This is a genomic window from Achromobacter kerstersii, from assembly GCF_902859595.1.
Lineage (GTDB): Bacteria > Pseudomonadota > Gammaproteobacteria > Burkholderiales > Burkholderiaceae_B > Achromobacter > Achromobacter kerstersii.
The window spans coordinates 58,235-72,799 of record NZ_CADIJQ010000015.1 but is presented as its reverse complement, the minus strand read 5'-3'; the positions used below and the strand labels follow the sequence as shown (position 1 = coordinate 72,799).

Annotated in this window: 2 protein-coding genes; both read right to left on the bottom strand. The window is 64.8% G+C overall.

Going from position 1 to position 14,565, the window contains the following annotated elements:
• Positions 1-249: 249 nt before the first annotated feature.
• Positions 250-627 (bottom strand): DUF7674 family protein, encoded by a 378-nt coding sequence (locus HV765_RS29110; protein ID WP_175171742.1) that lies wholly within the window; start codon positions 625-627, stop codon positions 250-252.
• A complete protein-coding gene (locus HV765_RS31735; protein WP_217483402.1) occupies positions 624-14,555 on the bottom strand; it encodes a two-partner secretion domain-containing protein in 13,932 nt (4,643 codons plus the stop codon). The genes HV765_RS29110 and HV765_RS31735 overlap by 4 nt, the downstream gene beginning before the upstream one ends.
• Positions 14,556-14,565 lie beyond the last annotated feature (10 nt).

Sequence of the window (14,565 nt, the reverse complement as noted above, 5' to 3'; positions counted from 1 at the left end):
GAATTCGAATCAACCATCCCTCGACTTCCTCAATGACGTTGATATGCCCTGTCCTTGCATCCAAAAATCGACCGGCTCTGGGAATATTGGCGAGCTTCTGCAAAGCATTGGCATCAATGCTTCCCTTAATTACCATGCAGTCTGACACTTTAAATTTAAGGGGCAATCTGCCCAAAAATGCAGGGCGAGAACAAACCACAAGACAGTCAGACTGGGTGGTGAACTTTCCCGCCACACAGTCAGGAATAATCACTTAGAGGTGTGCCAGTTGCTCCAATCATTTAAGTACTTCTTCGACACCGTTCCAAGTTGACTATCCAATTTTCGATCAAGATTTGGGTCTTTAGAAATTTTCGCGCTTATAGCCTCGAGCAAACCTGTTGCGACAGCGGTACTGAGGACAGCATCGGACGAATTCATTCCCTGCTCTACTACATCAAACACATAAGCCCGCTCTTCATGCGAGAATTTCTCGAATTCACTGACGATAGCTCGTCCCAATTCCGCAAACAAAACGGTTAGTGGAATATCATCTCCCCAATACTGAACAGCGGCCACCTTAGCTTGATGGATAGCCTGAATACGGGTCAAATTATTCAAAAAAATTGTATGCACTTCTTCCATCATTTTCCCTGCAGAGCATTATGAAGATCGCGCAAGACATTCTGCGCTGCCGAACGATCACTAAAGGACGCATTCGGATTGAAATTCAACCATTTCTGAAGCGCAGCCGAGTAATCTTTAGCTTTTTGGGTATGGAGTCTTCCCCCAACTGGGCTTCCCGTCCTAATTTCGTAACGAACAGCATCGGCTGTGCTACCCGTCCCAATTTTCGCCCCATCACGATATAAATCGTCCATTAGCCCGGCAAGTTTCGAGTCTGAAACTTGTGGCTTGACCATTTTTGAAGCAAGATCATCGGCAAGTTTTGCACCCGTCGCAGAATTGGCAGCACCTCCAGAAGTTACTACCGTTTTGCCTGCCGAACCCATTCCACCCTTTGCCGCAAGCAGAGCTTCCGCTTTTGCAGCGACCGCTTTTGCTCGAAGCGTTGCAATCGCCCCGCCCAATGCAAAGCCGGTTGCATCAATCGCCCAAGCCTCGGCAACACTCGCCGCTAGGGAGTAATGGAACGTTCCATCCCTAGGATCAGGCGTGACTTGAATAACAGGCGAGTCGGCAGGAACTGCAGTTGGCTTTCCCTGTTTATCGAAGAACACTACATTGCCGCTGGCCACCGCTAACTGGACGGCGGCACGGCACAAAGAGGAGGCCGGGACAACGCATGCGCTCGCCAGCTCTTTGTCCTTCTGCTCCGATATACCAGCAAGCTCACGCGCCCGGGCGCAGCTCTCAGGATTTCCAGGACCGCAAGAAGCAATCGCCGCATCAAATTGCCTTTGTTCGGACGGCCTGAAACCCTCGGATCTTTGTCCGAAGTAGTTGTTCTCGGTCTCGATCTGGGCGGCTAGGGTCGCAACAGCAGTATCTCCACCCAGTGCTACGGTGAGGCCCGCGACGAGACTGGCGACCAGATTGACTCGTGACTCTTTCTCCTCCGCCGTTAGGTCCTTGGCACCTTGCCCCGAAAGACCCTGAATGAGGTTGCTAAGTACGACACTCGCCGCAGCCCCGGCTGCGCCAGCACCACAATTGCTTCCTTGACCGACGGCTCCAGCGCAGCCCACCAATCCCTGTAATGCCGTCCGGGCCGCCTCGCTGTCCAACGTGTCCGCAAGCTGCTTCACCTTGCCTGCGCCCAACGCCTGCAGGTAGTTCGCCGCGGCGGACTGCACGAATTGCCCCGCACTTCCCGTAACGTTCCCCCCAGCAGCTGCTGAAAAGACGGTCAATCCAAGCCGATACTCGCCATTCGGCCCCCACTTTGCCGCTTCGTCATACCGGGCCTTGAGATCGTCCTTGAGCGCGGGATCCGTCTCGGCATCCATCGCCTTCTTCAGCGCATCCGCCTCCTTCGCCCGATTCGTCAAAAACTGCCCAACCTGCCGGCTAGCTTCCGACGCGATCTCAAATCCCGCTTCGATCTTCTCCTTATCAAAGATCGGCTTCAGCGCATTCAACGTATCCGTCGTGTCCCGGTTCAACGACGAAATTGTCTCCGCGGCCGTCTTGCCGGTCAGCGCCAACTGCCCCGCCTCGTCACGAATGACGATCGTGCCGCCGCTGATGCCGCTTTGCGTGGTCGAGCTGCTGTTGCCGCTGGCCGCCACCACCACCGGCGTGCCCATGCCGAAGCCGCTGCTGCCCGTGGAGACCGACGTGCCGTGCTCCTTCGTTGCACCGCCAGCCACCTGCCCGCCCTTGGTAGTACCCAGGCCCGATTCGCTCGGCTTGGCATCTCCGCCAAATCCGAAGCCCGCCCCAATCGACACTTGGCTGCCGCTGTACTTCGCGGTGTTCTTGATGTCCTCAGTGACCAGCGTGCCGGTGGTGAGCTTGTTCAAGCCATCGGCCACCGCCTGGTCGCTGCTGGCGATGACGCTGCCTACCAGCTTGGCGTTGTTCTTGACGTCGATCTGGTAGCCGCCGTCGCCGGCCCACAAGCCCGTCTGTTCCGTGACGGACTTGAAGTCGCTGTTCATCTTGCCGGTGCTGGCATTGGCGGACACGCTGCTCGAACCCACGCAATACGGCGGGATGCAAAGGCTCAGCCCGAAGCCCGCGCTTTTGTTCTTGGAGTCGTACTTGCTGCTGTCTTGCAGGCTCTCAAGTAGCAGGTTTCCACCGACCGACGCGATGATCTGTTCAGCGCGGCCCGCCGCGCCCTTGAACGTGGTGTCGCCGCCAGACTGCATCGCGAGCACATTCCCCGCGGTGACGTTGCTGTTGGTCCAGCTTTCGTCGCGGCCGTTGGCTTCGCCGCGTCCAACCGAGGCGCCCAGTTCAAGCGTGAAGCCATTCTGCGAGCCGCCGGTGGAGTAGCCGATGCCGATACTGGCACTGCTGCTCTTGCTGTCGGTTTTCTGCTCGAACGCGTTGCGAGCGGCCTGCAGAACGATGTCGCCTTCGGCCTTGAGTACCACATTGTTGCCAGCAGACAGGTTCGATCCCGTGACAGTGATGTCCGAGTCCTGGCCAGCTCCTTGCGCGACGATGGTCAGGTCTTTGCCGGCCGCAACCGTCGAGCCGAGGGCGCTAGACGAACTACGGTCGGTCGTGCTGCTGCTCTTGCTGGTGCCCAGGCTCAGCTTGATACTCACGCCTCCGACCTGGTCGACCGCGTTGGATGAACCGGCCTTGGCAGCTTCCGCCGCGTCGGCGGCTTTGGCGGACGCCTGAACGGCGTCATAGGCGTTGACGGCTGCCAAGGCAGTCGTAGCGCCTGCCAGGCCCTTCATAACAGCGTTGTCCGTCCTGCCCGCAGCGTCAGCCATCCGTGCACCAGTCTGTACGGCGCTGACAATAGGATTGCTCGCGGTAAGCGTCAACCCTGTCTGCTTGATCTCGTGGAATTCCTTCTCTTGCGTGGTATCCAGCGCCGCGCCGATTTTGACTTCCTTGCCGATCAGCGTGATGTCGCCTTGCCGCGCAATGACGTTGCTGCCCGTGATATTGAGGGCGCCGCCTGCGTTGATCAGCACGTCGCCTTCGACGCTGCCGACGGTGCTGGCGTTGTGGAAGACCTTCTTGCTATCAAGCGAATCCGTCTGCTGCCGAGTGCCATAGCTGAAACCACCCATGGCCCCAAAGCCAGACTTCTTGACCATCTTGTAGTCGTAGCCGTCTTCGGCGTTCTGGCCGGCCAGGATGTTGACGTCGCGATCGGCCGACATCACCAGGTCCTTCTGCGCGCCAACGTTCGAGCCCGCCGCGGTCAGATCGCGTCCCGCCATCAGCACGGCGGTGTCGCCGGTGAAGGTGGTGGCCAAGGAATGTTCCCAGTCAAGAGCCGCTTTGGTATGCGTGGTCTTCGACGACAGGAAGCCACGGGTTTTGTAGTGCGTTTCGTCGTAGGCCGAGCCGCTCTGCACTCCGGCGGTAAGGTTGATGTCGCGGCCTGCGCCAACGGCCAATTGCCCACCGGCCGTAACATCAGCCACTCGCGCGTTGACGTCCTGCCCCGCGATCAACGTGACGTTGCCGCCCGCATCGATGCTCGAACCGATTTCCTTGCTGGTGGCGAGGTCATGCCGATTCTTCCTGTTCAGGACCAGCGATTCGCCATGGCTTTCCTCCAGCGTGGCCAGATTGATATCCCGGCCCGCTTGCACCCGCACGCCGTCCTTGGCGGCCACCTGCGCCGCCGTCAAGGTGACGTCGCGTCCTGCCTGCATGCTGAGGTTGCCGGCGTCCACACGAGAGACGCCCGAGATGTGTGAACCCCACGTCGCGCCGTGATTCTCCGACGCGGATGTGGAGGTCAGCGCGATATCGCGCCCCGCCTTCAGTGCGACGGAATTTCCCTTGATCAGCGACACCAGGTTGGTCAGGTCGGTGCGCGCGGAAAGATCCACGGTGGCGCCCTGGACCAGGCCGCCTGCCTGGTTGACGATGTTCGATGCGCTCATGACGGTGGCATGGCGCGCGCCGATCGTGCCGCTGTTGTTGATATCACCGTCCGCCGCCAGCTTGACGTCGCGTCCGGCCATCAGCGTGCCGTCGCCTTTCAAGTCGTCTTTTCGCACGACCAGGTAGACCTTGGGCACCAATGCGGTTTCTGTGCTGCCATCAGGCAGGGTGACCGTTTCGGCCACCAGCCACACCAGATCGCTGGTTAGCTGGCGTTGTTGGGCTTCAGTCAGCGCAACACCCACCTTGACGTTGTGGTCGCGGGCGAATTTGGCGCCTTCGGCCATCAAGGCCTTGTACTGGCTGTCGTTGTCGCTGAAGCGGCCCAGGAAGCGCTGACCGGTCGTGGCGAGTATTTGATCGGATACGAGCTTTTGCTCGTAGAATCCGTCACCCAGTCGCTTGGGTTGACCCGAAGGCGTCAGGAACTTGGCGCCGGGCGGAACCAGAGCGTCCCAGCCCGCCAGCCGCGCGCCAGACAGCGTCTTGGCGTCTTGCACGGGGTTGCCTGTTACGGTGCTGCCGTTGGCCAGCACCGTGTTACCGGCCGCGGACGCCGTCGGGGCGTCAAGACGCTGCGCGTCTACGCTCGAACCACCGCCTACTGCGGGGCCTGCCGGCCCCTGCGACGTAACGGCGCCCTTGCCGATGGTGGCCTGGACGTGGCTGGGATCGGCAGGCTTGTCAGCGTGCTGACCGGCAAGCCCGGCACCTGCCCCTGCGCTGCCCGCTACCGTGGTTCCCGGCAGCGCATCTGGCTGGCGCAGCAGGTCGAACAGATAGTCGCTGGACACGGTGGGGCGTTGGCCGATGAAGCGCGAATCGGTGGCGACGATGTAAGGCGCGTCGGGGCGCTTGTCCACTGCAAACAGTTGGTTGTCGGGGATGCTGGCCGGGTTTGAAACGGTGCGCACCACCGCCCCACCGGGCAGATCCAGGCTGGCGACCAGTACGGGTCCCGGCTTACCGACGCCCGTGGCGCCGGGCGCCGATCCGTCAAGCGTGACGCTGGTGTATCCACCCGAGGTTCCCACAGGCAGTTCAATGGCCTGCCCCGCCAGAGTGGCGGTGTACGGGCTGGAGTATTCCTTGCGGTCCTTGGAGCGCGCCTGCGAAACCGTGGCCGTGCCTTGGCGCGTCACGGTGCGCTGTCCGCCCGCGCCGATGTTGTTGATGGCCGGGCCCGCTACATGCAGCGCCCCGCCCGCTGCGATCTGGCTCTTGTCGTTGGTGACCGTGCCGGCCAACGTCATTGCGCCGCCGGACAGGATCTTGCCCGGGTCCGAGGACAGCGTGCGCGTCTCGGTGACCGTTTCGTTGACCTGGTAATAGGTCAGCGTGCCAACCAGCCGGTTGTTGAAATCGGCGTTGAATGCGCGGATGCGCGCGTCCAGCGCTTTGTATGGCTCCGTGTAAGCGGCATAGGCCGCTTCAAAGGCTTTGCGGCGCGCGGCTTCCGCAAGGCATGCGGGGCTGTTGGTAAAGCAGGGAGCTTCCGGGGGAACCCACACAGGCAAAGAGCCCGTCGGCGGTGTGACGCCGAACACCGACCAGATGCGCGCGTCGGTGCCATAGCCGAACCATTCGGGCACGTCCCAGCATCCGCCTCCGGCGTCGCCGCCACTGCAAGCGACGTCGGCCGGGGTAAAGGCCAGTGCAATCGGCGCGCTGACACCCGCCTGGCGCCTTCCGCCGGGTGTGTAGTCGAACGGCGGGCCGTAGCGCGCCGCCGGGTATTTGTCGGACGGCAGCAGGAACATGCGCTCGGGATCGTCGTCCAGCCAAGCCGGGTCCTTGCTGCACTGGGGCGTGACCTCGTCACACAACCAGTGCGTCTCGGCGTCGTACATGTCGGTACTGCCGGCCGGTGTGAAGTACACCTTTGACTGCGACGCAACCTGCACGGTCTGGCTGGTGTAGCCCGCGTTCTGGTTCAACAGCGACGCCGCCGAAATGCGGGCATCGCCCGCCGCTTCGATGGTGGAACCCGTGTTCAGCAGCGATCCCGCCTGGCCTGCCGCGTTGCCGCCGGCATCCAGCGCGCCGCCGATGGCAAGATCCGCACCGGCATAGATCAGCGCGTGCTCGCGATTCACGAGCGTCGCCGCGCCCAGGTCCATGGCGCCTTGGGACGCGATGACGGCGCCGCCGCCCACGCCTGCACTGTTGACGAGTGTTTGGGTATGAATCGCGACCTTGTCGCCGTAGATGCGGGCAAGGTTATCCACGCGGCCGGCGTTGATGTGCGTGGCGGCGCCATCGATCAGCCCTGCATTGGTCAAGCCCTGCGCGACGTTGAGCGTATTGGTGCCCCCGGCCAGAAGTTGACCGCTGGCCTGGTTGACCAGCGAGTCCGCCTTGATGCTCAAGTCACGCCCGGCGCTGATGGTGGCGCTGTTGTGCAGCGCGCCGCCCAAGGACAAGTTCATGTCGCGGCCACTGGAGAGGTCGCCCGTCTGATTCAACGCGCCCGCATATTGAAAGGTAAGATCGCCCGCCGATTGCAGTGTGCCCAGGCCGTGCAAGACCTGCGCGATGACGGTCAGGCTGTTGCCCGCCAGCAGCTTGCCTTGGCCGTTTTTCAACGTGTCGGCCACGATGCGGGCGTTGCCCTGCGCGGCCACCTCGCCGCCCTGGTTATCCAATTCCCGCGTGGTCAGGGTCAGGTCCTCGCCTGCCTGGATCGAGCCGCCTTGGTTGTCGACGCGGTCCGCCACAATGGCGATCACCTTGCCCAGCACACCCTTTGGCGTTGCACGATCCGCTGTCAGCGTGGCGGTGTTGTCCAGCGAGGCCGACGTCAATGTCAGTGCGTTATCGGCCTGGATCAGACCGGCGTGGTTGTCGAGCGCGCCATCCGCCTTGAGCACCAAATTGCCACCAGCCAACGTGCCCGCGCGGTTGACGACCGTGGCGGCGGCGATGTTCAAGTCGCCCGCCGCGGCGATGAGCCCGTCGGTGTTGTCGAGCTTGCCCCCCAACGTCAGGGTCGCAGCGCCGGTCGAGGTCAGCTTGCCTGCCTGGTTGTGCAGATTGTCGGCGGTGATATCCAAGCCGCCGCCTTGCACGACGGCATTGCGCGTGTCGATATCGCCCGGCGTGGCAAGCGTGACGTTGCCCAATGCGGACAGCGTGCCGTGCGCAAGATCCAGGCGGCCTGCGGTAAGCGTCAGGTCTTTGCCAGCAAGACTGGTGCCGTGATGGATGAGGTCGCCCGCCGTCAGCGTCAGGCTGCCGGGCTGGTTAAGGACGCCGTCGCCGTCCATGCCGGCCACGAAACGGCCGGCGTTGGTCAGCACGCCCGGCGTGGCGACGAGCACGTCACCCCCCGCCAGGACCGAACCCTGATTCAACAATGCTGCGCCCGCGTTCAGGCGAGCGTCTTGCTGTGCGGACGCAACGCCCGCGTTGGCCAACGTACCGCCGGCCACCAATTCCAGTGCGCCGGCCGCTTGAAGGCGGCCGTCTGCGGCAACCGCCAGGTTGCCCGCCGCGCGCGCGTTCAGATCGCCCGCCTGCGTTGCGGCGATGCCGCCCAGCGCGGCATCCGTGCCCGCTTGCAGGCGCATGCCCTGGCCCGCAGCAAGCGAACCTTGCGTGCGCAACGCAGCGCCGGCATCAGCCGACAACGCGCCGCTGGACTGTACGGTCGATGCCGCGCCGAATACCAGATCGCCTTGCCGCGAAGTCAGCGTCAGGTCACCATTCAGCGCGGCAACCGTGCCGTCTACCGTCAAGTGGTCACCCGCGATCAGGGTTTGCGTATGTCCGGCCAACATGCGGCCGGCGGCAAACATGGCGCGTTGCGCGGTGGCGGCCAGTGCGCCGCCTGCTTGCGCAAGACCCGACGCGGCGACGGTTACGTTACGTCCGGTAAGTGTCAGGTTCGCATCGGAAGCCGCGGTGCCGTCCACTCGCACATCGCGCGCGGCGGCCAACGCCATGTCCGCTACCGAACTCAATACGCCCAGGGCGCTCAGGTCTTGACCTGCACGTGCGCTCAGCGCCCCAGCGGCCTGGACCTGTCCGCCTTGCTTCACGACCACGTCATGCTGTGCAGAGATCAGCGCATCACCTGCCGCGCGCTCGCCCAACGCCGCCACGACGCCGCCCAATCGGGCGCTACCGCCCGCAGCCAGCGTGAGGCCGCCGCCAGCGGCAATGACGCCGTCGGTATCCAGATCGGCGCCCGCACTTGCGGCAAGGCCGTCGGAAGCTTGCATCCTGCCGGCCGCCCCCACTTGCAGCTTGGCGCCGGCGTCTGCTTGCAGCGCGCCCGCCAGGGCGGTCGCGATGCCGTCAATGCGGATGTTGCGGCCCGCCTTCAATGCGACGGGGGAACCTGCGGTAACCGTGCCCGTGTCTGTAATGACCAGATCGCCACCGGCCTGCGCGCGCAGCGTGCCGCCCATGGCGTCCCGGGTGACCGCGCCGTTTGCAGTGCCTGCCGTGCCAGCGATACGCAAGTCTTGGCCCGCAGCCATCAGCAACTTGCGGCTGCCTTGCGCCAGGGCCTTGTCGGCTACCGTCAGATTTCCGGCGGCATCGATTTCAAGAGTTCCGTTGGCGACCGTCTTGCCATGCAATTCAGCGTCCGTACCCGCAGTCAGGGCGATGTCGGTTTCGCTGGAAACGGTACCCGCTGCAAGCAGCTTCCCGTCGGCCTTGGCAATCAGTTTTCCGCTCGCTTGCAGTTCACTTGCGCCGCCCAGCGTCATGTTGCCGCCGCTGCTGACAGACAGCGTGCCCGTATCGGCCAGCACAGTGCCGTCCACCGTCAAATCGTGCTGCGTGCGCAACTGCGCCGACTGTCCGGCGACAAGCGCGCCGGACAACGCCGCGCTATCCGCGTGGATCACTACGGTTCCATCCGCCTGCACCCGCGAGCCCACCAAGGCAGTCAGGCCGGCGCCGGCCTTTGCACTGATCGAGCCCGTCGCCAGATTCTGGCCTGCCAGCGTGATGTTGGACGCCGCATCCAGAACCAGATCCGTCAGTGATGACATCGTGCCAGCCGCCATGAGCGAAGCGCCCGCGCGCGCCAGCAAAGCGCCGCCCGCCAGCGCTCGGCTGTCAGACGACAGCACCATCTCTTGTCCGGCGATCAACTGCAATGAACCCTTCGCCGACGCCGCCGTGCCCGTCAGCGCCATTGCGCCGCCGCTCTGTATCAACGCGCCTTGATCGCCGCGAACGGCGCCTGCGATTGTCGCCGCGCCCGTCGCCTGGATTCGCGCGCTCTCGGAGGCTTCCAACTGCCCCAGCGTGCCGACACGCACGTCGTTCTTTGCAGCCATGTTCAGCGAGCCATCCACGCCCACCTTGCCGTCGACCCCGACATCCCGGCCGGCCCGCAATTGCGCATCGCCCTTGGACACCAGCACACCATTGACGGCAAGGTCGCGGCCCGACTGCGCGTGAACGCCCTGCCCTTGCAGCTGGCTGCCCGAGCCCAGCAGCAGATCATCGCCACTCTTCAACGCCAGCGTGCCGCCGTAGGCCAGCGCATTGCCCTCTACGCGCAGATCGCGCGCGGCCGACAGCGCCATGCCGCCTTCGGACAACGCGGTCCCGGCGATGTTCAGATCTTGACCCGCTTGCAGCGCCAGTGCGCTATCGGACTGAAGGTGTGATCCGCCCGCCGCGGTCAACGCATGGCCCGCCCGCACGTCCAGCGCGCCACCCGCGTAAAGCTGATTGCTGATGCTTGCGTTGCGCGCAGCCTGCAAGGTCAACGTCTTCAATGAGCTGACCTTGCCCGCCACATGAAGGTTGCCGTCCGTCTTTGCACGCGCGGGCCCGGCCGCCGCAATGCGCGCCAAGGCGCCAACCGACAGGTCGCGCCCCGCACTCAGGTCCAGGCCGCCAATGCTGGCAGCCATTTCGCCATCCACCGTCAGTGCGCCGATGGCGGCCACGTTGATGTCGCCGTTGCCCCGCCATGCGCCAGATAGCGTTATATCGTTGCCCGCTGTCGCGCGCGACGCGCCCTCGGCTTCCCATTGCGCCGCCCGGCCCATGTCCAGATCGCGCTTGGCGACAAGCGACACGTCGCCACTGGCCGACGCAGTGCTGTCCACTCGCGCATCGCGGCCCGCAGCCAATTCAATCGCACCGCGCGACCCCATCGTGCCTGCCGCGTACAGATCGCTGCCCGCCTGCGCCGATATGCCCTGGCCCTGAGTCTGGCTGGACTCGCCCAGTTGCAGCGCCTTGCCCGCGTTCAGGGTCAGCGCGCCCGCGTAGGCTCGCGCCGCGCCGTCGACGCGCAGATCGTTACCCGCGTCCAGGGTGATGCCCGCGTTGGCCAGCGCTTCGCCCGCCATGGCCAGATTCTGGCCGGCACGCACGTTCATGGCCCCTTCCGATTGCAGGCGCGCATGGGCACCTGCCGCGACCATGCCGGTCGCTTGAAGCAGCAGATTTCCGCCCGCCAGCAGTGTGCCGTCGATGGTGGCGTCACGTGCCGCCTGCGCCGTCAGCGCTGCCAACGACGACACCGTGCCCGCCGCATTCAGCGCGCCCCCGGCAAGCAAGGCCACTGGCCCTGCCGCATTGACGCGGCCGCTTGTGCCAATGGACAGGTCATCGCCCGACGCCAGGGTCACTGCGCCCTGCGCCGCATCCACCGTGCCGGTGAGATCCAGCTTGCCCAGCGCGTTCACTTGCGTGCCCAGGTTGCTGCGCAGGCTACCCGCCAGCCCAACATCGCCACCGCCTGCCAAGGCCGCGCTGCCGGTGGCTTCGAATGCACCGGTGACGTGGGCCGCACCCGCCGCCCGCAACGTCAGATCACCATCGGCGCCAAGCTTGCCGCCGAGCATTGCTCGATTGCCCGCCGTCAGCACCGCCGGGCCCACGGCGGATACGTCGCCGTTTGTGTAAAGGTCGCGCGCGGCGGCCACGGCAACGCCTACGCCCTGAGCTTGGCTGCTTTCACCCAAACGCAGATCGTTGCCGCTATTCAAGTCAAGCGAGCCACCGTACGCCTGCGCCGCGCCGTCAAAGTTCAGGTCGCGCACCGTGTTGATCACAATCGCGCCGTCGCTGGTAGCCGTGCCCGACAGATCTGCGTTCCGCCCTGCGTTCAAGGCCATGTTGGTGGCCGATTGCAGCTGTGCGGCCGCGCGGACGCCCAAGTCCTGGCCCGCGCGTAATGACAGCGTGTCGCCGGATAGCAGTTGCCCGCCCACGGCGATGTCGCGCACCGCCGCCAGTGTTTGCGCGCCCTTGCTGGACAGCGCACCATCCATCCTCAGGACGCCGCCGCTTTCGCCACGCAAGGTCGAGCCCGCCACGGCCTTGCCCTGCTTGCCGACCAACAGGTCACCGCCCGCCAGCATCTCCAGCCCGCCTTGCGCGGCAGACGTTTCGCCATCCAGACGCAACGCGCCCTTGGCTTCAACGCGATTGCCGTCATTGCTGCGCAGCGCGCCAGCGATCAGGATGTTTTGCCCCGCCTTGACGACCGCGCTGCGTTCAGCGTCGATGCTTGCGCCCTGGCCGACCGTGACATTGCCCGCGCCTTGCAGGTTCAGTTTGCCCGTGGCCTGCGCCTGACCGCCGACCCGCGCGTCCCCGCCCGCCGTCAATGCCATGTCGCCGCGCGCACCCACCGAGCCATCAGCGACAAGATCGCCGCCCGCTCGCACGGATACGCCGTCGCCTTGCGCACGGCTGGTCTTGCCCAGCTGCACTGCATTGCCCGCGTTCATCGAGAGCGCGCCGGAGTAAGCGCGCGCCGCACCATCGATGCGCAAGTCGCGCCCGGCATCCAACTTCAGGCCCGCATTGGTTTCCGCTTCGCCCGCCAAGGACAAGTCCTGACCGGCAAGCAGCGTCATCGCCCCTTCGGATTGCAGCCGTGCATTCGCGCCTGCCGCCATCTGGCCCGCAGCCTGAAGCTGCAACGAGCCGCCTGCCAACAGCTTGCCGTCGACCTTGGCGTCATGCGCGGCCTGCGCCGTCAGCGCCGCCATGGATGACACCGTGCCGGCCGCATTCAAGGCGCCCTTGGAATGCAATGTGACCGGACCGCTGGCCTGTACGCTGCCGCTACCGCCAATGGACAGGTCACCGCCCGACGTCAGCGTCAGTGCGCCTTGTGCGGCGCCTGCCGCGCCGGTGATACCCATCGTGCCAGCCGCCCGCGCGGCCACGCCTTGATTGCCGCTCAGCGCGCCTGTCAGCAGAGCGTTGCCGCCCACCTTCAGGTCGACGGTTCCCTCGGACACCATTTCACCGCCCGTGCGGACATCGCCGCCGGCGTCCACCACGATGCGTTTGCCCTGCGCGCGGCTGGCCTGGCCAAGCCGCAGATCGTTTCCACTCTTAAGATCAAGGCCTGCGCCGTAGGCCAGCGCGCTGCCTTCCATGCGCAGATTTCGCGCCGCGTCGATCGACAGTGCGCCATCCGTCAAGGCCGTGCCCGCCAGATTGGCGTCTGCGCCCGCGCGCATCGTCATACCGTTTGCCGACTGTGCCTGCGCGCCCGCTTCGGAAACCATGTTGGCGCCTGCCTGGGCCAACAACGTGCCAGACGTGTATACCTGTCGCGGCAGTACCAGGTCGCGCCCGGCTTGCAGCGAGACGCCTGCCTTGGCGGAAACGACGCCGGGAGTTTCCGACGCCCCGCTTGCCTGCTTGCCGGATGCCGCAATGCTGGCCGATGCGCCCTTTCCAGGCTTGTCCACATCCCCGTTGCCGCCGTTGTCGTTGCCGGTACCGCCGTTGCCGGGGTTATTGCCGTTGCCGTTGCCGTTGCTGTTGCCGCTGCTATTGCCGCTGCTATTGCCGCTGCCATTCGCCACGCCCGCGCCGGGCTGAACTGCGGGAACCTGCGCGCCAGTCATCCTCAGATTGCGTGAGGCCACCGCGCGGATGTTCTGATCCGCCGTCAGCAAGTGAACCGACAGCACCAGATCCCTGGCGGCGACCACGCTCAATGCGTCCTGCGTCAGCAAACTGCCTTGCGCGCCGACAATCACATTCTTGCCCGCCTGCACGCTTAACGGTCCGCCAGCCCCGACCGCGCCCAAGATGGTTGCATCGCGGCGCGCGGTCAACGTGGCCGCGCCCGCGGCCTGCGCGATTCCCTGCACGGCAAGGTCCCGGCCGCTGTCGACCTGAAGCGCGCCCGCCGCCTGCACGGTGCCACTGGACGCAATGCGCACGTCTCCCGCCGCGTTGACGTGCAGGTCGCCCGTCAGCGCCACCAGGTTGCCGCCGATGTTCACGCCTACGCCGGCCTCGGTGCCGATCAGCCGGATGCTGTTGGCGTACATGCCGCCCAGCGCGGCCGTGTCCAGCGCCACCTCGGGCGTGACGCCTTGCCCGGCTCGTGCGGACACAACGCCCGTCTCGTAATCGACCCGCGCAGCGCCGGCCGTGACACTGAGCCTGTCGGCCCACACGCCTGCGTTGATTTCCAACGTGCGGGCCAGCAGATCCACCTGGCCAAGGTTCGCGCCGTTCAGCCCGGCGCCATCGACGCGGATGTTGCCCGATGCAATGTCAAAGCCGATACGTCCATCCGTACCGATCTGCGGACGCCCGGTCGTCAATGTGGCGCGGTCGGCGTTCAAGAAGCCGCAGCCGTTGCAGGTGATACCGGCGGGGTTGGCGACGATGACGTTGGCGCGGTTGCCGGCCACTTCCAACGTGCCCAGCAATTGCGAGGGGTTCGGCGCGGTGACCTGGTTCAGGATGGTGGTTGCGCGCTGGTTGCCCAGCATGGTGTTGCCTGCCACCTGCCCCGCCAGCTCCGTCTGGCTGGCGCCGCCGCTGTTGTTGAGCACCGCGCCGGACGGGCCCACGCTGAACTGTGTGTAGCGGTTGTTCGACACGCCACCTGCGCTGGGCGGCGCGATGTTGATCACCGGCACCCCATTGGTCACGCCCACGGCAGGCTTGGCGCCCGCCACGCTTCTGTCGACCGTGATCGGCAGGGTCTGCGCCAGCACTGGCGACCAGACCTGCAAGAAAACGACGGACCAGACAATCATCGAACGAAGCTTGGACATCATGCGAACCCGG

What these genes read in the sequence shown, in the direction of transcription:
- HV765_RS29110 (WP_175171742.1), bottom strand. Translation starts at nt 627, where the DNA reads ATGATGGAAGAAGTGCATACAATTTTTTTGAATAATTTGACCCGTATT.
- HV765_RS31735 (WP_217483402.1), bottom strand. Translation starts at nt 14,555, where the DNA reads ATGATGTCCAAGCTTCGTTCGATGATTGTCTGGTCCGTCGTTTTCTTG.